25 protein-coding genes are annotated in these 21,971 nt (G+C 45.2%); 13 read left to right on the top strand and 12 right to left on the bottom strand.

Going from position 1 to position 21,971, the window contains the following annotated elements; all coding sequences use genetic code 11:
• Positions 1 to 158: 158 nt before the first annotated feature.
• Together PSE7367_RS08900 and PSE7367_RS08895 are read right to left on the bottom strand one after the other, a co-directional pair.
• Entirely contained in the window at positions 159 to 713 is a 555-nt protein-coding gene (locus tag PSE7367_RS08900) for a glutathione S-transferase family protein (protein WP_015165034.1), read from the bottom strand.
• A gap of 24 nt (positions 714 to 737) precedes the next feature.
• A complete protein-coding gene (locus tag PSE7367_RS08895; RefSeq protein ID WP_225882697.1) occupies positions 738 to 1,061 on the bottom strand; it encodes an FHA domain-containing protein in 324 nt (107 codons plus the stop codon).
• A 725-nt stretch (positions 1,062 to 1,786) separates the two neighbouring features.
• Here PSE7367_RS08895 and prfB point away from each other — a divergent pair.
• The 3 genes from prfB to PSE7367_RS08875 all read left to right on the top strand — a co-directional run bounded on the left by prfB (position 1,787) and on the right by PSE7367_RS08875 (position 4,935).
• Positions 1,787 to 2,894, top strand: a protein-coding gene (gene prfB, locus PSE7367_RS08885; protein WP_156800367.1) for a peptide chain release factor 2 whose coding sequence is annotated in 2 segments (ribosomal slippage) — positions 1,787 to 1,858 and positions 1,860 to 2,894 — 1,107 coding nt in all. Because the reading frame shifts where the segments join, the coding sequence is not laid out codon by codon here.
• A gap of 365 nt (positions 2,895 to 3,259) precedes the next feature.
• Positions 3,260 to 3,811 carry a DUF4168 domain-containing protein gene (locus PSE7367_RS08880; RefSeq protein WP_015165032.1) on the top strand — a complete coding sequence of 184 codons (552 nt, stop codon included), beginning with the start codon at positions 3,260 to 3,262 and terminating at the stop codon, positions 3,809 to 3,811.
• 203 nt (positions 3,812 to 4,014) lie between these two features.
• Positions 4,015 to 4,935, top strand: a complete 921-nt coding sequence (locus PSE7367_RS08875) for a branched-chain amino acid transaminase (protein ID WP_015165031.1) — start codon at positions 4,015 to 4,017, stop codon at positions 4,933 to 4,935.
• A gap of 53 nt (positions 4,936 to 4,988) precedes the next feature.
• Here the strand turns inward: PSE7367_RS08875 and PSE7367_RS08870 are convergent, their stop codons facing one another.
• Positions 4,989 to 5,633: a hypothetical protein gene (locus PSE7367_RS08870; protein WP_041698391.1), complete on the bottom strand. Its 645-nt coding sequence runs from the start codon at positions 5,631 to 5,633 to the stop codon at positions 4,989 to 4,991.
• Positions 5,634 to 5,718: 85 nt separating this feature from the next.
• Complete coding sequence (locus tag PSE7367_RS20345; RefSeq protein WP_156800366.1) at positions 5,719 to 6,726, bottom strand: hypothetical protein; 1,008 nt, start codon at positions 6,724 to 6,726, stop codon at positions 5,719 to 5,721.
• An 852-nt stretch (positions 6,727 to 7,578) separates the two neighbouring features.
• Between PSE7367_RS20345 and PSE7367_RS08860 the strand changes: the two genes are divergently transcribed.
• Entirely contained in the window at positions 7,579 to 8,364 is a 786-nt protein-coding gene (locus tag PSE7367_RS08860; RefSeq protein ID WP_015165028.1) for a calcium-binding protein, read from the top strand.
• A gap of 319 nt (positions 8,365 to 8,683) precedes the next feature.
• On the opposite strand, the gene PSE7367_RS21920 is transcribed toward PSE7367_RS08860, so the two are convergent.
• Complete coding sequence (locus PSE7367_RS21920) at positions 8,684 to 8,815, bottom strand: ribbon-helix-helix protein, CopG family (RefSeq protein WP_264314184.1); 132 nt, start codon at positions 8,813 to 8,815, stop codon at positions 8,684 to 8,686.
• 399 nt (positions 8,816 to 9,214) lie between these two features.
• On the opposite strand from PSE7367_RS21920, the gene PSE7367_RS08855 reads away from it, so the two are divergent.
• The 4 genes from PSE7367_RS08855 (at position 9,215) to bioB (ending at position 12,004) form a co-directional block, all read left to right on the top strand.
• Positions 9,215 to 9,595 carry a chlorophyll a/b-binding protein gene (locus PSE7367_RS08855; protein WP_015165026.1) on the top strand — a complete coding sequence of 127 codons (381 nt, stop codon included), beginning with the start codon at positions 9,215 to 9,217 and terminating at the stop codon, positions 9,593 to 9,595.
• 284 nt (positions 9,596 to 9,879) lie between these two features.
• On the top strand, positions 9,880 to 10,182 hold the full coding sequence (locus PSE7367_RS08850; protein WP_015165025.1) for a sll1863 family stress response protein: 303 nt from the start codon (positions 9,880 to 9,882) through the stop codon (positions 10,180 to 10,182).
• 54 nt (positions 10,183 to 10,236) lie between these two features.
• Positions 10,237 to 10,512 (top strand): hypothetical protein, encoded by a 276-nt coding sequence (locus PSE7367_RS08845; RefSeq protein WP_015165024.1) that lies wholly within the window; start codon positions 10,237 to 10,239, stop codon positions 10,510 to 10,512.
• Between the two features lie 523 nt (positions 10,513 to 11,035).
• The gene (bioB, locus tag PSE7367_RS08840; RefSeq protein ID WP_015165023.1) at positions 11,036 to 12,004 is read left to right on the top strand and encodes a biotin synthase BioB; all 969 of its coding nucleotides are present in this window, start codon (positions 11,036 to 11,038) and stop codon (positions 12,002 to 12,004) included.
• Positions 12,005 to 12,117: 113 nt separating this feature from the next.
• Here bioB and PSE7367_RS08835 read toward each other — a convergent pair whose 3' ends face one another.
• The 5 genes from PSE7367_RS08835 to PSE7367_RS08815 all read right to left on the bottom strand — a co-directional run bounded on the left by PSE7367_RS08835 (position 12,118) and on the right by PSE7367_RS08815 (position 16,445).
• Complete coding sequence (locus PSE7367_RS08835) at positions 12,118 to 12,678, bottom strand: hypothetical protein (RefSeq protein WP_041698390.1); 561 nt, start codon at positions 12,676 to 12,678, stop codon at positions 12,118 to 12,120.
• A gap of 32 nt (positions 12,679 to 12,710) precedes the next feature.
• Positions 12,711 to 13,826, bottom strand: coding sequence for a hybrid sensor histidine kinase/response regulator (locus tag PSE7367_RS08830; protein ID WP_015165021.1), 1,116 nt, complete (start codon positions 13,824 to 13,826; stop codon positions 12,711 to 12,713).
• 444 nt (positions 13,827 to 14,270) lie between these two features.
• Complete coding sequence (gene bamD / locus PSE7367_RS08825; protein WP_015165020.1) at positions 14,271 to 14,798, bottom strand: outer membrane protein assembly factor BamD; 528 nt, start codon at positions 14,796 to 14,798, stop codon at positions 14,271 to 14,273.
• Positions 14,799 to 14,887: 89 nt separating this feature from the next.
• Positions 14,888 to 15,295 carry an 8-oxo-dGTP diphosphatase MutT gene (mutT, locus tag PSE7367_RS08820; RefSeq protein WP_015165019.1) on the bottom strand — a complete coding sequence of 136 codons (408 nt, stop codon included), beginning with the start codon at positions 15,293 to 15,295 and terminating at the stop codon, positions 14,888 to 14,890.
• Between the two features lie 142 nt (positions 15,296 to 15,437).
• The gene (locus tag PSE7367_RS08815; RefSeq protein ID WP_015165018.1) at positions 15,438 to 16,445 is read right to left on the bottom strand and encodes a cysteine synthase A; all 1,008 of its coding nucleotides are present in this window, start codon (positions 16,443 to 16,445) and stop codon (positions 15,438 to 15,440) included.
• A gap of 209 nt (positions 16,446 to 16,654) precedes the next feature.
• Here PSE7367_RS08815 and PSE7367_RS20340 point away from each other — a divergent pair, with 209 nt between their 5' ends.
• Both PSE7367_RS20340 and PSE7367_RS08805 read left to right on the top strand, forming a co-directional pair.
• On the top strand, positions 16,655 to 17,416 hold the full coding sequence (locus tag PSE7367_RS20340; protein WP_015165017.1) for a pentapeptide repeat-containing protein: 762 nt from the start codon (positions 16,655 to 16,657) through the stop codon (positions 17,414 to 17,416).
• Positions 17,417 to 17,577: 161 nt separating this feature from the next.
• Positions 17,578 to 18,402, top strand: coding sequence for a pentapeptide repeat-containing protein (locus tag PSE7367_RS08805; protein WP_015165016.1), 825 nt, complete (start codon positions 17,578 to 17,580; stop codon positions 18,400 to 18,402).
• Positions 18,403 to 18,409: 7 nt separating this feature from the next.
• On the opposite strand, the gene PSE7367_RS08800 is transcribed toward PSE7367_RS08805, so the two are convergent.
• Both PSE7367_RS08800 and PSE7367_RS08795 read right to left on the bottom strand, forming a co-directional pair.
• Entirely contained in the window at positions 18,410 to 18,919 is a 510-nt protein-coding gene (locus PSE7367_RS08800; RefSeq protein ID WP_015165015.1) for a type II toxin-antitoxin system VapC family toxin, read from the bottom strand.
• Between the two features lie 2 nt (positions 18,920 to 18,921).
• Positions 18,922 to 19,695 carry a hypothetical protein gene (locus tag PSE7367_RS08795; protein ID WP_015165014.1) on the bottom strand — a complete coding sequence of 258 codons (774 nt, stop codon included), beginning with the start codon at positions 19,693 to 19,695 and terminating at the stop codon, positions 18,922 to 18,924.
• 203 nt (positions 19,696 to 19,898) lie between these two features.
• On the opposite strand from PSE7367_RS08795, the gene PSE7367_RS08790 reads away from it, so the two are divergent.
• From PSE7367_RS08790 to PSE7367_RS08780, 3 genes are all read left to right on the top strand, one after another.
• Complete coding sequence (locus tag PSE7367_RS08790; protein WP_015165013.1) at positions 19,899 to 20,306, top strand: hypothetical protein; 408 nt, start codon at positions 19,899 to 19,901, stop codon at positions 20,304 to 20,306.
• 47 nt (positions 20,307 to 20,353) lie between these two features.
• Positions 20,354 to 21,367 (top strand): leucine-rich repeat domain-containing protein, encoded by a 1,014-nt coding sequence (locus PSE7367_RS08785; RefSeq protein WP_015165012.1) that lies wholly within the window; start codon positions 20,354 to 20,356, stop codon positions 21,365 to 21,367.
• Positions 21,368 to 21,490: 123 nt separating this feature from the next.
• Entirely contained in the window at positions 21,491 to 21,943 is a 453-nt protein-coding gene (locus PSE7367_RS08780; RefSeq protein WP_015165011.1) for a universal stress protein, read from the top strand.
• Positions 21,944 to 21,971: the final 28 nt, after the last annotated feature.

Here is a 21,971-nt window from a genome sequence, read left to right as displayed (position 1 = left end):
GCTTGTACTTGGAGCCTAATTAGAGAAGTGTATTGCTGATTGAGGCAGAAGCAGCAAATAAAGTTTTAGATATTTATTTGTTACTTGCCCACTGACGATGCAGGGTTAGCCTATACCCATCTGCGAGCCAATAATTGAGTGAAAATCACCTTTGCAGGCTACTTTTTGAGGATCGACTTACGATAGGCAGGGCGATCGGCCAGTTGTTTCACATAATTAGCGATCGCCGGATAGTCTTTGAAATCCAGTGGGATCATGAATGTGGCATAACCCAGCAAAGAGCCCACCGCCACATCTGCAGCGCTGAATTCTGCACCCATCAGGAAAGGCTGGCTCGCCAAAATCTCATTCAAAGGTGGCAACAGGCGAGGAATTTCTTTCTCACGGCTGGCTTCAAGAAACAAACCATTACCCAGGGTGGAGTTGGCAAAAAGTACCCACTGTGCCAGAGTGGCTCTTTGTGCCAGAGAATCGCCAATTTTGTTATATTTCTCGGCCAGGTAGATCAAAATAGCACCCGACTCAAATAGCTTAAAATCACCATCGACAATGCCAGGCACTTTGCCGAAGGGATTGATCGCCAGGTAATCGGGCTGCAAATGCTGCTCTGCCTTCATATCCAACATCACAAACTCGTAAGGGGCGGCCAGTTCTTCTAAATACCACTGCACGATCGAAGCACGGCTGCGAGCCCCACCATAAAGCTTTAGCATATGTAACTAAATTGATTATTATTTTTAATTTCTTTCAAAACCAATCAGATCCGCCTCAGAACTCGCAACACCATCGCTAGTTTCATCAATCAAATACACAAGCTGGACATTTGGAGCCAGGCTAATCACATCACCATGATTGAGATCATGGGAAGTTACCTTACTGTGGCTGTTAATGGTCAAGCCATTTACACTCGGCTTCCCAGAAAGATCGCCGTCAATGATGCGATAGGAATATATACCTGGTTCGCCCCCAGGCACTCTGAGCAAAACAGCATGATGACGAGAGACAAACCTGGAATGTAGCTGGATATTATTGCTAACGTCCCGCCCAACGGTATATTTCAACCCTCCTAGAGGCAGCTTCCTACTACCTTTAGCGTCGGTAATGATGAGAGTGTGACAGGTATTTGCCTTACTCATTTGACTGCTTTTGACTACCAGGGAAGTTTACACATAGTTTGGGCGCATACGCACAACGACTTAATTTGCTTCGATAATGTTCCAATCGTTAGATTACCGATTTGCAACAAGCCTTACTAACTAATTAGTCAAATTTAGATATAGGTACGATCCCAATAAATCGCTCTATTCCAAGTTTTGCCCTAGCTTAGCCTATCTCCATCAACATCTGTACGCCACTATATTAAAGTTTAGGAAATAATGTGACTCACAAAACCCAGCAAATAGGCGTAATAAGTAGAATTGTATGGCGATCGATTGCGCTGATGTCAGTATACCTGATTATTTTAAGCTGCAAGTTAGCAGATCGTTATTTCAGGCTTGAAGAGCAATGCACAAGTAACCCGCGCTCATCTGTCGCTTTGCCTAAAATATTTCTAAACTAATCCCAGAGCTAACAGCGTCAAGGCACTTAATTGAAAACTATTTAAAACTACTAATCCACTAAATCTCAAATGGGCTAAAGTAGGCAAAGAAGCAAGTTTAGCAACAGGTAATAACAGGTAATGCCTAATTGCTCAACCATTCCACGCAGATACAACGTCCAGAAATAATAAAATACAGTTAGATTAAAACAGCTAGATTAAATTAGGTTTATTAAGTTTAACGCTATGGATTTGAGTGTGATCAAACGCCAAGTCGAGATCTTGTCGCAACGCCTGGGTAAAGCCCAGGAATATCTTTGACTTACCAAAACTGCGCGCCAAAATTAGCGATCTAGAACAAACTGCCGCCCAACCAGAATTTTGGGAGGATGCCGACACCGCTCAGCGCACCATGCAGGTGCTAAATGAATATAAGACCTATGTGGAGCAATACCAGCGCTGGCGCAAGACGATCGAAAATGTGGAAGCGATCGCCGAGTTGTTGGAACTAGAGCCCGATCCTGGCTTGATTGCCGAAGCCACCGAAGAAATTGAGCAGCTAACCCATCAGCTCGATCGCTGGGAACTAGAACAGCTCCTTTCTGGCACCTATGATGCCAAAGATGCAGTATTAACGATCAATGCTGGCGCTGGCGGTACTGATGCCCAGGATTGGGCGGAAATGCTGTTGCGCATGTATACCCGCTTTTGCGAGGCCAGGGGCTACAAAGTGCAGATCGCCGATATTTCCGAGGGAGACGAAGCAGGGCTGAAATCTGCCACGATCCTGGTACATGGTCGCTATGCCTATGGTTATTTGATCGCCGAGAAGGGCACCCATCGCCTGGTGCGGATTTCACCGTTTAATGCCAATGGCAAACGCCAGACCAGTTTTGCTGGGATTGAGGTAATGCCATTGATCGACGAGGAAGTACAACTCGACATCGATCCCAAAGAGCTGGATATTTCTACGACCCGTTCCGGCGGCAAGGGTGGCCAGAATGTTAATAAAGTAGAAACTGCGGTACGGATTACCCACATCCCCACTGGGATTTCGGTGCGTTGTAGCCAGGAGCGATCGCAACTGCAAAACCGCGATCGAGCAATGCAACTGCTCAAGGCCAAACTGATGGTGATCGCCCAGGAGCAGAGAGCCCAGGAGATCGCCGATATTCGTGGTGACATCGTCGAAGCAGCCTGGGGCAATCAAATTCGCAACTATGTTTTCCATCCCTACCAGATGGTGAAAGACCTACGCACTGGCACTGAAACCACCAATATTCAAGATGTGATGGATGGTGATCTGGATTTATTTATTCAGGATTATTTACGGCAACAAAATCAACCGGTTTAGGGTCATATAGTTAGCATGGCGATCTTGTAGTCAGTGCAATTTATGTTGCATAAAGCTGCATTTCTATGCTAGGCAATGTATATGCTTGCTTGAATTACTAAATTAGCAGCTTAAAATTATAGCGAATATTATCAATCTCAGCGGCTAACTTTATGCTTTTTCAAGTAGTTGATTAATACATTTAAAGTAAAGCTAATCGCCTAGCGAACACCAAACCAACTTGAATTGATTATGCTGATTTATTTAAATCATGCTCAATTATCGGGCTTGGTTACCCACAATGCACACCGGGCTGGATTTTAATTATTTTATAGATATTAATTAATCCCCCCATTAAACAGTGGTATTAGGATTGACGAGGAATTATGACAAAGCGGTTTTTGATGCCATCTTCCAGTGGTTTTGGTTTTGATCTAGATGCAGACACAGATCAAAATTTAGTTTTGCCTGCGGTTGGCTCAAACCCACAACGGCGATCGACTAGCTTGCTAAAAGCCTTCACCAGGGGTTGTATTGGTCTGTTGGCATGCTTGAGTTTGGCGGCGATCAAAGTACCTGCTGCCCAAGCCCAGGCGAATATTAGTGATGATGAAGTGAATCGCTATGCTAAGGCCGTATTGGCGATCGAAGGAAAACGCCGCCAGATTTATGCCGACGCTAAGGGTTTGCCAGAGTGGGGCAATATATCGCAACAGGCGGCCACCAAGGGTGTAAATGTCTGCGATCTATCCCAGACAGAACTTCCAGGCAATATATATAGCCTCTGTCAGCAATTGTTTAAGGCATCGCAAACCGAAGTTTCCCGCTATGGGTTCGACAACACCACCTTTAACCGGATTACCCAGGCACAAAAACGCGATCGCCAATTGCAACAGCGGATTCAAACCCAGATGGTGCAAATTAACAGCAATCGTTAGGGGGTCAGGCTCACCTAAATCAATCCTAACTAGCGGTGCCGGATCAGTCTAACTTGGCTTATAGTAGTTTATTAGGTTAATCAGCCTGGGAAAGATCGCTAAATTTTTCGTTCAACGCGCACTAATGCAAGCGATTTAATAGGGGCGATCGCCCACTAAGTCTTAATCCTCCATAGCTACTTAAGTAAGATTATTAAACTGACATGTCTGAGCAATATGCCTATCTGCGTGGTGGCTTCCTGCCCCTGAACGATGCCACGATCAGCGTGCGTACCCATGCTTTTCTCTATGGTACGGCAGTTTTTGAGGGCATCAAAGCCTATTGGTTGCCAGAAGCAGGGCGGATGGGCGTGTTTCGGATGGCTGAACATTACAAGCGGCTATTGCAAAGTGCGCATATTTTAGGATTACAACCGACCCTCACCGCTGAGCAAATGGGCGATCTCACTGTCGATTTGATCAAGCGCAATCAATGTCAGGGTGCTACTTATATCAGGCCGATTATTTATAAGTCAGACCTGCGAATTGGGCCAATTTTGACCGTGGATGGTACGCAGGATGATTTTTGCTTGTTCACCGTGCCGATGGATGGCTATTTGGATGTGGAGAAGGGCATCCATGTGGGGGTTTCTTCCTGGCGCAGACTGGATGACAATGCGATCCCAGCCAGGGCGAAGGTAAACGGCGCTTATGTGAATACGGCACTGGCCAAAACCGACGGCCATAAATCCGGCTTTGCGGACATGATTGTACTCACCAATCAGGGGCATGTGGCGGAAGGGAGCGCGATGAATTTGTTTTTAGTCCGGGATGGGCAATTGGTTACCAGTGCGATCACGGAAAACATTCTGGAAGGGATTACCCGCAGCACGATCGCGGAATTGGCTGAGAAAGAACTGGGGATTAAGACTATTTCTAGGCCGATCGATCGCACCGAGCTTTATATTGCAGACGAGGCGTTCTTTGTGGGTACGGCTACCGAGGTGGCACCGATCGTGAAGATTGAGCATCGCACTGTGGGTGATGGCAATGTGGGCAGTATTACCCAAAAGCTGAAGGATCTTTATAGCAAAGCGACGCATGGGCTTTTGCCTAAGTATGGCGATTGGATTACTCAGGTTTAGCAATTGTTTGGGGATGGGGCGATCGCCACTTATCAGTCATTTATTTGACTTAATTAGTCATAGCCATACTCTTTTGGGAAACGCTCAAAGCCAACCAAATCCTCATAGATTTCAGGTCGCATTGATGTGTGCATATAGTCGTATTTATGGCGGTTAAGACCTAAACAAAAATCTCTAGCAAATTCAAAGAAGTCAGAACCTATACAATAAAAATATGGTAGTTCAAGTTCTACGGTCCATATTTTATAACTCCTGTTGAGATTATTATAGCTATCTAAATCCCAAAGAAAAAACTGTTCTTCTTTTGATGCAAAAACGAAAGATCTGGTAATTAGCTCAATTATCTGGTTAACCTGTGTAAGTTCTTCTTCTTCTTCTTTGCTAATACCAAATCTGTTTATGAGCTTAGTGAGAGAATCCCGCTCCATATTCCAACTAATTAGTAGATCATCTTTGCACTCTTCAGCCATCTTTGCATTTAAGCAATTGATATCGTAGAGTTCGCTAAACATACCATTGCCAAAAACTTTACAGTAGTCCTTGCAATCTTGAGGCAGAATAATCCCTGTCTTTTGCTCAAACTCCTCGATCTCAGTATCAGTAAAGGTTGGATACTCAGCACCAGTGAAATTAATTTGCGAGAGGAGCGATCGCCACTTATCCATAATTTCCCCGCCAGCAAAGAAAAGAAAAGCCAAATCACAAAAAGCAAAGGTGATTAACTAAATAACCACCCCTGCTTATTATTCTAGTTTGCGATCATTGATCAAAAACTAGTGCTGCTTAATTATTAGAACCATCGCGGCACACAAAACTAGCCACACTCCGCGTCATGCTGCTAGTGCTTAAGCGGCGATCGTTAGCATCAAACAACTCACCGGTGCGACAATTGGCATCCCAGCGCTGCCGCTGACCCACCACGATCGCATCAAACTCCAGAATTGCATTACTGGCATAGTAGGTGTTACGCACCACCGAGAAATCACCATAGCCAGGCATATTGCCAAAGCTGCGGAGATCTTCATTGTTGTCAGGGTTCTGCGCCGTAATATTCTCGGTGCAAACAAACGCCACAATGTCACCGATCGCCCGACTGTTTACCTTCACTTCCTGGCGCGAAGCGTTGAATAACTGCTCGGTGCGGCAATTGGCAATCCAACGTTGGCGATCGTCATTGATCATCGCATCAAACTGGCGAACCGAGTTACGCTCCTCATAGGTGTTCCGCACTACGGCAAACTGACCTACCTCTGGCACGAATCCAAACCGGCGTAGCTCTTCTTGCGAACTGGGGCTGGAATTTGTGGCTCGCTGATAGGCAGTACGCAGCGCAGCACGTTCCCCATCGCGGGCAGGGCGGGCTTCGCGGCGATTGCGAATGTAATAGGAATCAACCTCTGAGGTATAGGTGTAGTTAGTGCCCTTATAGCTCCAGGTAACTTCCACTTGATCATTGTCGATCGACTTGCTGGAAACATAGGTCACATCCACACTGCGATCGCTATTAACCGTTTGCTGTTCTTCTTCTTGTTCCTGGGGTCGGCATTCCCCACCCAACCCTCGGATTATCCCATCACTACCCCTGCTACCAAACAACGTAAAGGCGATCGCATCAATTTGTGATACTTCTTCTTCCACCAAACGTCCCGACCCCGAATAGCAGTCATAGACCACCTCATCATCAGCATGGGCGGGTAAAGCAGTAAGGCTACCCAGGCTACCCAATGCCAGAGTCATAGAGGCTGCTGCAAAAGTAGATCTACTTAATACTTGTTTTAATTTCTTGTTCATGAATTCTTCTCAAAATTTAAGTTTGCAAGTGGCACAAATACAATGTACTCAGGATAAAATTCACCCAGCCCTAGCACCGGGTTACTCGTACTCATCACTTTTTTATTTCCATAACTGCACCGCCAAGATTCTAGATTCAATCTCAAGCCCAATCTTTCGTTGATGCTAGTGATGCTACACAGTGCTTGGGACAGCGCGATTAATCAATATTAATCAATAGTTAGAAATAGTTAATTAACCAAAGTAATTAAATCCTATCTCAACCAATAGCAATTTACTACTGCGATCGTCAACTTAAATCCACTAATTTAGATCTTACAAAAAAGCTGCAACATTCAAATCGCAAATAATTTTACTATTCTATAAATTAAAGCTATTTCAATTTAGCTTATACCCACAATTCTATAAAGCAAAAGTTTGTTTATATTATCAAACCAATTTAAATAAGACGAATAAAATAGTTATTTGTTCCCTATCAATAAATATTTCTACAATCCTTAATCCATAGCGCCTGTTTCACGATTGTGAAAATTATTACATTATTATTGTTCAGTGAATATAGGCATCAGCCAAAATATGAAATTAGTTTCAACTGAATAAAAATAGCTCTAAAATTGTCAATCAAAAAAATATTTAAACCCTTAATCAACCACACCAATAAATATTAAACTAACTCGATCGAGTTAATAGATATAATTGAAAGTGCGATCGTTTTTGCCAGGTGGATTGTGAGGGCAAGAAGTTGCTGTCCATCAAAAATAGATACCCAACTTCTTTGATAAGACAATCAACAGATACTAATTGCGATCGATCGCATAGCTGTGAGTAGAAATGACTTAAGGATTATAAATTATGCCAATTATTCAAGATGCCTCCACGATCAATCTATATCAAGATTTAGTGTTTGGTGCTGCTAATGGAGCTGTGTTTGGCCAGTTTTTCGACCTGACCGATTTTGTGGATGTGGAAACCTTGTCCGCGGACATCAGCCAATTTAATCCAGCTGGGGTGAGGGCATTTGGTTCTGCTGATGTAATTACTGGTTCATTTGGCACTGATGTGGTCAATGGCAACCAGGATAATGACTTCCTTGATGGGGTTGATGGCGACGACTATTTGCGCGGCGGCCGCAACGATGACACGGTTGATGGTGGTTTTGGCGATGATGTGGTCAATGGCAATCGTGATAATGACATTGTGAATGGTGAAGATGGCAATGACTTTGTGCGCGGCGGCCAGGGGAATGATGCCGTCAATGGGGGAAATGGCAACGATATTATAGTTGGCGATTTTGGTATTGATGACCTGACTGGTGGCTTTGGTGCTGATACCTTTGTCTTCCGGGCTGCGACTGCGGTTGGTCAATTCGATCCCAACTCGGCTGATGTTGCCCTAGACTTCAATGCCTTCGAGGGCGATCGGGTAGTGGTTGTGTCTGATTTTGGTGAATTTGATATTTCCATTAGTATCGAAGATGTGCCTCAAGTCCAGGCAACCGCCTCATCTCTGGATGCTGTGTTACGCAGCTTTGCAACCAATGAGGTGATTGGCGTGGTCGCGGGCGTCAGTGATGTGAATACCGTATTGAATGTACTTGAGGTGGTAAACACGAGCGATCCAGCATTAGGACTTGGCTAATTGCTTGCAGCGTATGTGTAGCGATTAGAGCGATCAGTAAGTTATTCATCTTGAGATCTCATTTTCATTGAATTTGAGGTCTCTTTGATTTTGATTGTGGATTAGTTATTTTGCGATCGCAACAAATTAGTCGGCCCAAAATTTATTGATCAAGGCTATTGATTCAGGCGGTGGCACAGTAACTTTAATAGTTCTGAAATAGTTCTGAAATAGTTCTGATACATGAACTGTTAACCATCCACCCCAAAATACTAATAAATTAATGCATAAATTAATGCGCAATGCGATCGCATGAATAATGATGTAGTAGTAACGTAACCTACGATCCAGCCGATCGATCGGCTCGTAATCTACGAATCATATTTCTGATCGCTTCAGTTTTAGTCTTGCCCTTGTCAATACAATATTTTTCGAGTTGCTTAAACTCAGACTCAGTAAGTCGAATACTCATAACTTTATTTGAAGGTGGTTTGGTCCTAGCCATAACGCCCTTTTGATAACTACAAATTACTGTTACTTGCACAAACACTAATAGTTTAGTTAAGTTGCAGTAGTAATAACAGTATATACTATACACTTCTTTTGTAAATACAAAATACTCCTTTTGGTATTGACATGCCACAGGTAATTAAGTTAGTCTAAGTATAACAAATGCAGTTACAAAGTAATTCAATCGTACTAAAGTTGTATTACACTAAATTTGAGTCTAGTAAATTAAATCTTTATATGCTTTATATCAACAAAAGGTTGAGACATTCACTAGATGTTCACTTTATCGATGTACATAGTTAATTACTTGCACAGTAGCTGTTTGAGCTAAAACAATAGTTAATAGGAGTTAAATATATATATGGCTAACCAACACGACACCCAAGAATTAGTTAAAGATCCTAACCTTAGTGATGGTAGTGAATTAGTTCCGGCTGAAGTTGCTGCCCGCCAGAAAGACGAAGGCGCTGAACCGCCTAACACCCCTCGTGCGGTGCAAGCGGCTGAAGAAAATGATAATCAACAGGCTAAAACTACTTCTGGCTATACAGTTGACCAAGAAGGACTCAGCAACAACTATCCCGTTACGCCTGAGCCCTATTACCAAAATGAATCAAAGTTTGGATTTACCAAGTTTGCCGAAACCTTTAACGGTCGCCTAGCGATGATTGGTTTTGTATCGCTATTGATTACAGAAATGATCACTGGCCAGGGTCTAATTACTAATTTAATGAGTCTGTAGATGCAAATTAGGTGTAAATATTTAACGATCGACGATCGGCAAACCACATATCGATCGAGTGATTGTAAATTAGACACCCAGTTATGGCCTTACCCCACTTTAGTTAGGACATCTCCTCTGTTCTGTGGAAGAAACTGAGTCAATCGTAAAGAGATAGTCTCAATCTAAGTTCTAACCCAAAGGGTATAGCGCTATACAAGCAGGGTTTGAGATGCGATCGAGTGCATTTCAATTTCCCACACAAAAACACAAAATAAATATTGTTCGTTAGGAGAAAAATACATATGAATATGCCAACTGAAACTAAGCAAGCCTATCAAGAAAAGGTTAAAGCTCAATTAGATAAGCTTAATGCCCAGATCGATGAGCTTAAGGCCAAGGCTGATCAAGCTAAGGCTGATGCGTCGGTTGAGTTCAACACCAAACTAGAAGAACTTTACACCAGACGTGATGCTGCTCAAGCCAAGTTCGCTGAGATGCAGCAAGCTAGTGAAGATGCCTGGCACGAGATTCGGGAAGGGTTTGAAAATGCCTGGAATGAACTTGGTAAAGCATTTGAAAATGCACAGCGGCAGTTTGGGCAGTAATAATGGATGGTAGAGATCGACTGAAGACAAATCGATCGGGAGTAACTACTATTTATGAATAATCAAGCTCAAATTAATAACGAAGAATTGCAGACTGCCTATGATAACGGTAGGATCGACGAACGCAACAAGTTGGTCGAGGAGTTCCAGAAACGAGAATCCCGCAGTGCTTCACGCGGAATCTTGCTTGGGATATTGCTTACTGCTGTTGTCGGTGGAGCCTTGACTTTGTATAAGATCGCAAAAGGATTTCCAACCGAGGGGTTAGGTATCCCCGTCACTCTGGAACAACCAGAAATTAGCGATCACGATCAAAATAATCGATCCTAGTCCTAGTGCCAATGCTAAAAACTTGGCATTGCCTGATCAAACCTGATCAAAAGACCCGATGCAGAGATGGCAAGAACCGCCAAAATGTTAAATCCTAATGGTGGTTAGCCATCTACCTTTGCATCATTAATGTGAGTGATTGTAGTTATGCATAGTAATAAATTATCCGTTTAGCACCGCCTCAAAAGAGGGCGGTTTTTTAGTATCTGCCATAATTATATTTGCTGCATTTTGCTACCGATTGAGCTTGAGAAAGCTTTTTTTGAACAGCCACCACCTAATAATCATCTCCATTAACTAACGCCAGAGCCATATTTACTAATATTTACTAATATTTACTACAGGTGCGATCGATGTCGATAAGGATGTAGGTCAGGCTAGAGAAATTAAATAATCCAGATTAAAGCGCCACAAACCCACCAAAACCGATAAACTGATCTTTGCTATTCACTTCACCCCTAAACCAAGTTGCCTGTGATGCAGCGAATCAACTTGGTGAGATCCCTTAGCTGGAACATTGGCAATGATATCCCTTGATTTTGTCGCGCAAACCTACCACAAACCACTGATTTCATTGGTTTTTGAAGCTCAAACTATCCATCGGCAATACCACCAGGCCGATGCGGTGCAGCTATGTACGCTGGCTAACATTAAATCGGGGCGCTGCCCAGAAGATTGTAAGTATTGTCCCCAAAGTGCGCGCTACAAGACTGAAGCAGAAACCTATCCATTGCTGCCACTTGCAGAAGTGATCACCCAAGCTCAAGCAGCAAAGGCCAATGGCTCGACCCGTTTTTGTATGGGGGCGGCTTGGCGATCGCTACCCGATGGCGAAGAGTTCGATCGCATTATTGCCATGATTGAAGCAGTGGTGGATCTAGAAATGGAAGCCTGTGTGACGTTGGGGATGGTGCGCCCCGATCAGGCTCAGCGATTGGCTCAAGCTGGACTGACCGCCTATAACCACAACCTCGATACTTCGGCACAGTTCTATCCAGATATTATTAGCACCCGCACCTACCGCGATCGCCTCGATACAATTCAAGCCGTTGCCGATGCTGGCATTCAAGTTTGTTGTGGTGGCATTGTCGGTATGGGTGAAACCGACCGCGATCGGATTGAGCTATTGCACACCCTGGCGAATATTACGCCGCAACCGCAGTCCGTGCCAATTAATGCCTTGGTTCCTGTAGAGGGAACGCCCCTGGCAGATCAGGCGATCGTCGATCCAATTGTATTGGTGCGCATGGTAGCTACGGCCAGAATCATCATGCCCAGGACAGTAGTTAGACTATCGGCAGGGCGAACGGCGATGAGCACCGCAGAGCAAGCGCTGTGTTTTATGGCTGGGGCAAATTCAATCTTTACCGGTGAGAAGCTATTAACTACGGCTAATCCTGGCAACAGTGCGGATGCATTGATGTTTGAGCAACTAGGACTTAGCGCCTGGGAAAGTTTGCCACATCTGCCACAGGAAAAATTGCCAGTTTGAGGTTGGCTAGCTGAGCAATCAGGAGACAGCCGCAACCTAGATCCTAAATCGTGGCTTGCTTAGATTTTTACTAACGCTTTTGTTCTTGATCAGCGCGATCGACAAGTTTTAGTCTAGTCACCACGATCGGCGCTAACTGTTTCAGTGGGCTCCGGCGGACTAGCTTCCTGCTCTGGGAGTTCCACTGTCACGTAGGGAAATCCTGCCCCTTCTAACCCCTTTTTGATCCGCTCTGGTGTATAGCTGAGGGTCACAAACAGCGGATATTGCAAATTCCCTTTTTCGCTAATTACCTGGCGATGCTTCCAGGGCAACAGCCAATAGAAATCTTCACCTTGAATTACTTCAACATCGCGCCAGCGATTGAGCAGGTCAGAGAAATCCTCGCCAGGACGATGAATCATGGTGATAATTTCTACTTCGGTTTTGATCCGCCAATCTGGATCACACATCAGCATTGCCACATCGCACGGCAGCTTGACATGGTTGTGATGATCGCGGCGTTGGGCAAACTTAACCACTGGCAGCGGTACGCTGAGCACACTATCTTTGGGGCGGCGCATACTGGGAATTAGCTCAAAATAAGGTCGATAGCCCCGCAATAGGTTAACCGCCTCCAGGGGATTGCTGTAGTCACACAGAAGGGTCTCGTACTGAGTTTGTTGATCGAGCATGATCGCTAAATGGTGGAAAACTGTAGATCGGCTTAGGAAATCGGTAGCCGCACACAAAAGCATGAGCCATTGGCGTTGGCATATTCTAATTCGATACTACCCCCATGGGCATCAATAATATAATGCGACAAATATAATCCCAGGCCACTACCTTGTTTGTGATGCTTACCTTGGGTAAATCTTTCAAACAAGAAGGGCTGATCTTCTGCGGGGATGCCAGGGCCAGTATCAGCTACACGTAGCACCATCTCGGAATTCTCTTGCTCTAGACTAACATTCACTGCTCCGGTTTCAGTAAATTTGAGCGCATTACCAATTAGATTATTCAATACTCTGAGCAATTCAAGCCGATCGCCTTTGATTTCGGGCAGGTCGGGCTGAATTTTGGCATTTAGCTCTAGATTATTGAACGTGGCGATCGCTTTCAGCTCGGCGATCGCATTCCGCACTAGTTCAGCAAAATCAAGGGGACGGAATGCCAGTGTTTTACTACCAGCTTCATAACGATAGACATCCAAAAGCTTGTTGACCATTTCCAGCAGGTTACGATTGCTGCGGGACATGGTTTGCAGAATTTCTAAAATATCATCGGATATTTCTCCAGCCGCACCATCTTGCAACAGCCCCAACATCCGATCGGCCGCTTGCAACGGGGTACGCATGTCATGGGTGAGACGGGAAACAAAGTCTTTGCGTTGCCTTTCGATTTGGTCGCGTTCTTCAATGCTGTGCTTAAGCCTCAGGAGCGATCGCACCCTGGCCATCAGCTCATCAGCTTCCACTGGTTTGCGGATAAATTCATCGGCACCGAGATCCAAGCCCTTGGAAGCGCTGGACTTGTCATAGGCGGTAATCAACAAAATCGGAATGAATGGTAAATCGGTTTGCGATCGTAGCCGTTTGGTTACTTCATAACCATCAATATCCGGCATCATTACATCCAGCAAAATTAAATCCGGTAGCTCAGAAGTCACAAGCTCCAGGGCTTGCTTTCCTCCATCGGCGGCAATGATTTCGTATCCTTCATCCTCCAGGATCGCGCGCATCAGGAACAGATTATCTGGAACATCATCGACTATTAAGATGCGATCGGGGCGTTTCATCAAAAGAAAATGGTTAGTATCAGGCGGCAGTATAATCACATGCATATATACTGCATCGGTATGTTGCCATAAACTCCGCTATTAAGGCTTCACCCCGATGATAGATAGTAGCAGTCCAGCAGGCATAGAATGGCAATTGCGCGTAGCTTGCACTGGGGCTAGTAAAAATTCAGAATAAAAATAATTGATGCTGACCTAGAGCGGCGGCGATCGCACCGGCCAGGTGCTCTAGTCGTTAATCAATTTAAATCTGAGGGATTGTAATCCAGGTAAAACGTTTACCCGATAGTATCCCGATCGGATCGGTATACTCAGCATACATAGACTCGGTATGCATAATTATTTTTATGGTTGACTACTAAACTACTAAAGGTATCTTGGTCAAGAATTGCAATCATTCAAATATAGTTTAAATACAGTTTAAATGCGATTTAAATGCAATCGCTAATAGGCATCTCAATCTTGCCTAAGATCTCATATAAAAAGACACTAGCCGATCGCCAGGAAAGCCAGAATAGTGAGCAGGATCAAAATAATGCCGCCAATGAATCTGTTGCTATTGGGCGTTACCGAGGGTTGAGGGGGAATCGAAAGATCTAACTCCGGCAGCGGCGGTGGTGGTTTTGGTCTAGATCGAGCCTGCTGCGTTGCCTTAACACTGAGTCGATTACTTTGATCGCCATCGGCCACGTCCTTGAGGCTAGGGATTTTGGAAATTAAATCCTCGCGTCGGGCAAGTTCAGGAGCAGAAATAATCCCCAACACATAGTTAGCTGATTGGCGCACGTCGTAATTGGTATGTTTAACCAATGTTTGGCATAGGGCGATCGCTTCCGTTGATTTACCACTCGCCTCATAGGCATTAACCAGCCAGAGCTGAATTTCGCCACCTAACTTAGTTTGGGGGTTAACCATGCCTAAGCCTTGCTCAAACTGACGAATAGCCTTGCTATAATTGCCCCGCTCAAAATTCTGAAGTGCTGTTTTGTATAGCTCTTTGGCAGTTTCGATCTCCATAAATGAAAGTAATTAAAGCTTTTCTGGTCTAATCTAATTTGTTTGATGAAGCGAACATAACGATCTGCGATCAAAATCTCAGCTCAAAGTTACTGATTTTGATCCAGCGCCGCAATGATTTGATAATTAGCTTCCGGCATAGGGTAGCGATCGCGGTTGCTGAGTTGATTAAGCTCAACCCACTCAATTTGGGCACATTCGATCGCCTGCGGTTCACCGGAAATATAACGGCAATGATGCACCATTAATTTAACTGAAATTTCATCGCCATAGGTATGATCGATCGTGATTAGGCGATCGCCCACTTCTATTTCAATGCCAATTTCCTCGCCGATCTCGCGCCTGATGCAATCGACCACTGCTTCCCCTGGCTCCACCTTGCCGCCGGGAAACTCCCAATAGCCACCAAATACACCCCCTGGTAAGCGTCGATCAATTAAGATCCGATCGCCTCGCCAGACCACAGCGACACCAATTTCACGATGTTTTTTTGCCATTATGCCATCATCTAGAATCCCAAATGCCTAGACTTGCCCTAGATATATTATCTAGCTTCATAGTAGCGCTCTAAAATATCTAACTGCTCAGTAGATTTTGTAGATTTTGTAGGTTTTTACGATCGCCTTGCATACTCATCTGCTAATCCAAAAATTCCAGACCCTTGGCCACCGGCACCAAATCTTTTTCCTTCAGCCAGTCCAGGTTATACATGCGGCTGCGATAGCGACCGCCACCATCACAAAGAATCGTAGCGATCGTATGGCCAGAGCCGAGTTTGCGCGCCAATCGCATTGCCCCCACCGCATTCAACGCCGCCGAACTACCCAGAAACAAACCATCATGCTTGAGCAAAAAATGCGACATTTCGATCACTTCCTGGTCAGTGCCACGAAACGCACCATCTAGCTTGGCTCTGGCAAAATTAGCAGTTACGCGACCAATGCCGATCCCTTCGGTGATCGAGCTGCCCTCAGTTTTGGTTACTTCACCAGTATTGACATAGCCATACATAGCTGCGCCCGGTGGATCGATTAAATAGGCTGCAATCTCAGATTTTTGTTCTTTGAGATAAGAACTAACCCCGCCGATCGTGCCGCCCGTCCCCGAAGCCATCACCACGCCATCGAGATCGCCGCCGGTTTGTTGCCAGATCTCTGGCCCAGTGGTTTGATAGTGGGCATCAGCGTTCGCAAGATTTTCAAATTGATTTGCCCAGAAAGCATTGTCTAGTTGCTCTGCGCGGGCACGAGCCACATGATAATAGTTATTCTGATTGGCAAAGGGCACTGGCTCAACTAGTTCTACTTCTGCGCCAAAGGTACGCAATAGATCGATTTTTTCCTGTGATTGATTGTTTGGCATCACAATAATGCTGCGATAGCCCCGCGCGTTGGCCACCAGGGTCAGGCCGATCCCCGTATTGCCAGCAGTTCCCTCCACGATCGCGCCACCCGGTTTGAGCAAGCCATCTTGCTCCGCTTGCATTACCATGAACAAAGCCGCCCGATCCTTCACACTACCACCAGGGTTGAGAAACTCGGCTTTGCCCAGAATATTACACCCCGTCGCCGCCGAGAGTGATTCAATTTTAATTAAGGGTGTGTTTCCGACGGTGCCAGCAAACCCCAGGCGAATATCTGTTGCCATAATCTGAATAATCTGGATGTGATCAACTTATCAGTGTTTATAATTTACAGAAATATGGTCGGCTTTAGGTTTGCAGTTATATTTTGTTTATGGGCATAACTAATCCTAATCCAAAGCCAATCCTGTGATTGAATATTGATCCTTAGAGCAACCTTAGAGCAATTCCAACCGCGATCGTAATAATTCCCAACCGATGAGCTTAATCAGTCATGGCCAGTGAAGCAGACAAATCAAATCAACCGGGCGATCGGGATGTGGTGCTTGGCGGCAGCAAGGATCATAGTGAGCAGACGGATATAAGTAAAACCGTAAATAATAATCGCACCGATCGCGCTGAGCTAACGGATAATGTACCGGATCAAGGGGCGATCCTTGGTGGTGAAAAACCTATCCGCCGCTGGCATTTGTTGTTCCAAGAACAACCTGAACTATCTAGACCATCTGGGCAATCTGGGCAATTTGACCGCGATCGAGAACTAGCTACCTGGCAACAGGAACGCGATCGCACTGATAGAAGTAATCACCAAAATCAGCACAGTCAGCAAAATAACCAACCGATCCAGCTAAGCCATGCTAATTTGCGGGGGAGTTATTTTCGGCAGGATAATCTCAGCGAAGCCCAACTCAACCATGCCGATCTCAGTGGCGCAAACCTGAGCGAAGCGGTGCTTAATAAGGCCGATCTCAGGGGCGCAAATTTAAGCTGTACTAATTTTCAGGGTGCAAATTTACGGGCAGCAAACCTAAGGCACAGTAATTTACAGGGTGCGAATTTGAGTTATGCCGATCTTGAAAAGGCCGATCTGCATGGCGCAAATCTGGGGTTGGTGAACCTGGAGGGGGCAAATATTGGTAGTGCTAATTTTAAGGAAGTACAAAACCTTAGTGCTGCGCAGATCAAAACCGCCCAGAACTGGCGCAATGGCCATTACGATCGCCCCTTGCAAAGGGAGTTGGGCTTAGATGTTTAAAATGTTTAAAATATTAAATTTTATGGCTTGATCTACTGGCTCAGCTTTATGGCTTAATTCTTTTGGAAATCGCGGCTTAGATCACTCTTTGGCGATCGTGAATATGGGAAAATATTTTAACTGGCATTATTTGGCATTATTAAGGGACAAAAGGTAAAACCATGACTTCAATGGGCACGGAGACAACCGAGCGTGAACTACTCGATATTATCGAGCGGGGTGCGGATGCCTGGAATATGTGGCGATCGATGAACATGGCGGTTCATATTGACCTGAGTGAGACCAAGCTGGTGGGGATCGATTTCATTAGGGTAGAAATGTTTGAGGCCAATTTGCGTGGTGTGGATCTCAGTCGGGCGGATTTGAGCGAGTCGAATCTGGGTAATGCGGATCTAACCGAAGCAACGCTGGTGGGCGCGGTTTTGCTGAGTATTGACCTGAGTGGGGCGATCCTGGTGGAGGCAAATCTCAATCGCGCTAATTTGGTGGGGGCAGATTTGTCTGAGGCAAATTTGGCGGAGGCTGACCTGGAGCGCTGCGATCTGCGGGTGGCTAATCTCAGCGAGGCGAATCTGGAGCAGGTGAGTTTGTGTGGCTCGGATTTGAGTGTAGCGAATTTGAATGATGCCAATCTGGATCGTGCTGATCTGAGTATGGTGAAACTGTCGGTGGCGACGTTGCGACGGGCAAACCTGAGTGGCGCAAACCTGAGTGGTGCGGATCTCAGTGGCGCAAATTTTTCGGGCGCAGACTTAACTGGAGCGGATCTGTGTGGTGCAGATTTAACTGGGGCTTGTATTAATAACTGGAAGATCGATTCTAATACTACGCTTGGCTATACGGTGTGTGATTTTGTGTTTGTGGATTGCTGTAAGCGGGATGATGGACAGCTTGAGTTTAGGGATCGCCGCCCGATCGAAGGGAAGTTTGAAGTCGGTGAGTTTGCTCGCTGGGCACAGTTGAGGAGTTTGGGGTTGGATGAGTAAGTTGATTTTAATCTATCAAGTCTAAAATAGAACGGTCATATCCCTCAACAAATGGACGTTGGAGAATTATTTCTTTTGGGTATCGAGGAGGGAAAGAGACTTTCTCTGGATAACTATCAAGTAAAGTATTATCAACCGTATCGAAAAAATCTACCTTACGCTGAATTGCCGTTGCTACATGGGTAGCATCAGCAGGTTTAGTTTTGTATTTCCTACACAAGTATCGGCTTATTTCACCAGTTTCTCTTTCGTAAGCTGCTATTTCTAGCCAAGGCATTGTAAAAAATTCCTTGATTACTCTTTCAGCTATATCTCCTTCTACAAAACTTTTAGGATCTGAAGGATCTTTGATATTTACAACCTCGGATTCTGAAAATGCAGAAGTAACTAGTCTAATCTGTCCTTCTTCAGCCGCCCTAATCAAAATCTTGCATTCATCAGCATTATGGGGCTCACTTTCACTATTAAAGAAGCCTAAGATTACACAAGCATCACAGTAATGGATTTGCTGGCTCAAGATTAGCCCCTCCTGAGATCTCTCAAGAGGTCTTGTGTAGATCTAACTTCTTCATCCATTGGTAATGGTCTTATTGTCTCTACTTGAACACTAAGTTTATCCCCGTGATAAATTTGTCTTATGAGACCGTAAACATACACTCTTTTATCAATATATTGTTTGGCTTCTTCAAGCATCTCACGTTTAAAAGAGCATTTGATCAATTTTTTCTGAGCAGTAGTTCTGATACAAAAATTTATATTCTTGACTACGCTAATTGATACCAATCTGCCTTCAATTGAACCATGATATTTATAGAAATCATTTACCAGCTCATCAACACTGGCTGACATACTTGGAGACACATCAAATCTCCAGTCATTGCTACTAAAACTTATTTCGGCTAGCTTATCAGGACTAATTGCCGTTGCAAAATTCTTGGTACTCTTTAAAGCTCTACTTGAGAATCCCTCGGGATACAAATCTCCTAAGCGAAGACTCTCAATCCCCTTTTCAAAAGTAGTTATTACCTCAAGAGGCATATCAGGGTCAGTTTCTTCATCTACCGGATTTCCTTCAATAGTTAGATGAATGCTTCCACCTGATACAGAAGTGATTGCCCATTCAACTGAAGGTGTGTCTTTACCGGAAATTTCTTTATCTAATTCTTTAAGAATCACAGAAAAGTCTTCAAGAATGGCTTTAAATTTGTCGTAAGGCAGGTAGGGACCATCTATATGAATGGTCAAAGTCGGTGTTTTTCCGCCTTGGATGACTTTGAGTCCAGACCCGTCCATACAATAATTTAGTCATTCTTTGTATTTAATTTTACTATAGCAAGTATGTAGCAGATTGTAGCTGTAGATTCATTTCGGTAGATAGACCTTTTTTGTTCAACTTACTCTGCACAAAACACCATTGCCCCGATCGCCAACAGGGAGTAATCTCAAGAGCAAAAAGCTACCATAGAGACAATTGATCATCAGGGGGACATAAATTTATGAACACGATCGCCAGAATTATTACCACCAGCATCATCGGCCTATCGATCGCCAGCCTCAGCCCCATCAGCCGCACCGCGATCGCCCAGGAAGCAGGAGGCGGCCCCGCCAACACACCAATCACCGTTGAGCCAAAAGCACCAGAGCGCGAAGCACCCACCGATCCCCTCAGCGTAGCCCTGTGCAAGCAACATTGGGGCACCGCCGCCAAACTAGTCGAACAGCAGATCGCCACCCTGCCCCCCGCCGAGCAACAGAGCGCCTATGGCCAACAACTCAAAGCCTATCGCGTCCAACTCATGGCGCTAGAATTTGGCGTAACCGAAGTCAATCGCCAGGATCTAGTTACGCTCGGTTGCGTTGAAGCCCAACCCGACCAAATCACCGGCACTGCCACCAAGTCATAACTTGTCCGCCTTATTCATCAATTAGCTGGAATCCCCCATCACTGCGGATGTTCAATCAATCGCCCCGATCGCCCAATCCCATCAAGCGATTGCTGATCGCCATGCTTTCCACATCGGTGATCATTATCTACGCGCTACTGCTTACCCTGGAAATCCACAAGCGAATCCATGCCACCAGAACCACCTCCATTGCGATCGCTAATATTTGTCAAGAGCTAGGCGATCTTTCGGTGGCTGCCCAGAAAACCTTTGAGATCCTGGAAGCAGAAGTTGGCACAAAGGATTGTAATGAGGTGAGCCGCAAACTCGCCACCCTGACCGAGTTGGATCTTAGCGATCGCCAGATTACCGACATTTCCACGCTGCGATCGTTGCCCCAACTCACCTATCTGAACTTGAGCCACAATACGATCAAAGATCTTTCGCCCCTCGCCGAGCTAACCAATCTCAGGGCATTGGTATGGCGGCATGGCCAGCTTAGCGATCTCACTGCCTTGGCCAGTTTGACAAACCTCAGCGATCTGCAACTGAGTGATAATGCGATCGAAGATCTAGAACCATTGCAATCGCTGGAAAATTTGCGATCGCTCCAACTTAGCCAGAATAAGATTAAAGATCTCAGTCCCTTGGAAACACTCACCAAACTAGAGAAATTGGAGCTGAATAGTAATCTAATCAGTGAGCTTGATCCGCTAGCTGGTTTGACTAATCTGACCTCACTGAACATTGGCGAAAACCAGATTAAAAACCTTGAACCGTTGCGATCGCTCACCCAACTCGATCGGCTCTATGCCCACAAAAACCAGATTAGCAATATCTCTGCGTTGGCAGATCTGGTTAATTTGCAAGAGGTGATTTTATTCGAGAACCAGATCGAAGATGTGACCCCGCTTAAGTCATTAACGCAGCTAACCAGGCTGGAATTGGGCGCAAATCAAATTAGTTCGGTTGAAGATTTATCTAGCTTAGTCAATCTAAACAGACTTAGCTTGTGGGGGAATCCGCTCGATCGGCAAGAATGCCCAGTCAAACCCAAGCGTATATGTAGTTTTGATCCATAGCTGCGCTGTGGTGTAGATATTAGGCTAGATTAAATTAAGTGAGTAATATGTAATAACAAAATAATCCTGAATAATCAGCGCCTCGAACAACCGGCGCGGGGATCAAAAAGGAGGTAGCTAGAGATGAAGTTTTTAGTTGCGATCGATGGATCGGAGGCCAGCCAGCAGGCGATCGAACGGACGCTAACCCTGGCTCAGCCGGGAAAAGACAAAATCACCCTGATGACAGTGATGGAACCGCTCAGCACCTATTACCCTCGGCTGATGATGCCCACGGGGGATTGGGTGGGGGTGCAGGCGATGCCCGATCCAGACCATGAAAAAGCTTTGCTAGAACGAGCGGGATCATTGCTCCATGCTAGTGCTCAGGTTTGTCAGCAGGCTGGAGTCGATTGTGATACCAAGCTGGAATTAGGTGCACCGCGCCATGTAATTTGTGATCTGGCTAAGGCTGAAGCACCGGATTTTTTGGTGATTGGTTCGCGGGGATTGGGCACAATGGAGCGGGTAATGCTGGGTAGTGTGAGTGATTTTGTGGTGCATCACTGCACTTGTCCGGTGATTGTGGTGCGCTAGGTTGTGTTAGCTAATTGCCAGCGATCGG

It is taken from the genome of Pseudanabaena sp. PCC 7367 (assembly GCF_000317065.1).
Lineage (GTDB): Bacteria > Cyanobacteriota > Cyanobacteriia > Pseudanabaenales > Pseudanabaenaceae > Thalassoporum > Thalassoporum mexicanum.
Note: the sequence above shows the minus strand (reverse complement) of the source record. Positions and strands in the feature narration are given on the sequence as shown.

Bases quoted from the DNA above. Each gene is read 5' to 3' on its own strand.
- PSE7367_RS08835 (WP_041698390.1), bottom strand. From the start codon at position 12,678: ATGCTCGATCAACAAACTCAGTACGAGACCCTTCTGTGTGACTACAGC.
- PSE7367_RS08805 (WP_015165016.1), top strand. From the start codon at position 17,578: ATGACTTCAATGGGCACGGAGACAACCGAGCGTGAACTACTCGATATT.
- PSE7367_RS08900 (WP_015165034.1), bottom strand. From the start codon at position 713: ATGCTAAAGCTTTATGGTGGGGCTCGCAGCCGTGCTTCGATCGTGCAG.
- PSE7367_RS08815 (WP_015165018.1), bottom strand. From the start codon at position 16,445: ATGGCAACAGATATTCGCCTGGGGTTTGCTGGCACCGTCGGAAACACA.
- PSE7367_RS20345 (WP_156800366.1), bottom strand. From the start codon at position 6,726: ATGAACAAGAAATTAAAACAAGTATTAAGTAGATCTACTTTTGCAGCA.
- PSE7367_RS08845 (WP_015165024.1), top strand. From the start codon at position 10,237: ATGAATAATCAAGCTCAAATTAATAACGAAGAATTGCAGACTGCCTAT.
- PSE7367_RS08855 (WP_015165026.1), top strand. From the start codon at position 9,215: ATGGCTAACCAACACGACACCCAAGAATTAGTTAAAGATCCTAACCTT.
- bamD (WP_015165020.1), bottom strand. From the start codon at position 14,798: ATGGAGATCGAAACTGCCAAAGAGCTATACAAAACAGCACTTCAGAAT.
- PSE7367_RS08860 (WP_015165028.1), top strand. From the start codon at position 7,579: ATGCCAATTATTCAAGATGCCTCCACGATCAATCTATATCAAGATTTA.
- bioB (WP_015165023.1), top strand. From the start codon at position 11,036: ATGATATCCCTTGATTTTGTCGCGCAAACCTACCACAAACCACTGATT.
- PSE7367_RS08790 (WP_015165013.1), top strand. From the start codon at position 19,899: ATGAACACGATCGCCAGAATTATTACCACCAGCATCATCGGCCTATCG.
- PSE7367_RS20340 (WP_015165017.1), top strand. From the start codon at position 16,655: ATGGCCAGTGAAGCAGACAAATCAAATCAACCGGGCGATCGGGATGTG.
- PSE7367_RS08830 (WP_015165021.1), bottom strand. From the start codon at position 13,826: ATGCATGTGATTATACTGCCGCCTGATACTAACCATTTTCTTTTGATG.
- PSE7367_RS21920 (WP_264314184.1), bottom strand. From the start codon at position 8,815: ATGAGTATTCGACTTACTGAGTCTGAGTTTAAGCAACTCGAAAAATAT.
- PSE7367_RS08785 (WP_015165012.1), top strand. From the start codon at position 20,354: ATGTTCAATCAATCGCCCCGATCGCCCAATCCCATCAAGCGATTGCTG.
- PSE7367_RS08880 (WP_015165032.1), top strand. From the start codon at position 3,260: ATGACAAAGCGGTTTTTGATGCCATCTTCCAGTGGTTTTGGTTTTGAT.
- PSE7367_RS08850 (WP_015165025.1), top strand. From the start codon at position 9,880: ATGAATATGCCAACTGAAACTAAGCAAGCCTATCAAGAAAAGGTTAAA.
- mutT (WP_015165019.1), bottom strand. From the start codon at position 15,295: ATGGCAAAAAAACATCGTGAAATTGGTGTCGCTGTGGTCTGGCGAGGC.
- PSE7367_RS08795 (WP_015165014.1), bottom strand. From the start codon at position 19,695: ATGGACGGGTCTGGACTCAAAGTCATCCAAGGCGGAAAAACACCGACT.
- PSE7367_RS08780 (WP_015165011.1), top strand. From the start codon at position 21,491: ATGAAGTTTTTAGTTGCGATCGATGGATCGGAGGCCAGCCAGCAGGCG.
- PSE7367_RS08875 (WP_015165031.1), top strand. From the start codon at position 4,015: ATGTCTGAGCAATATGCCTATCTGCGTGGTGGCTTCCTGCCCCTGAAC.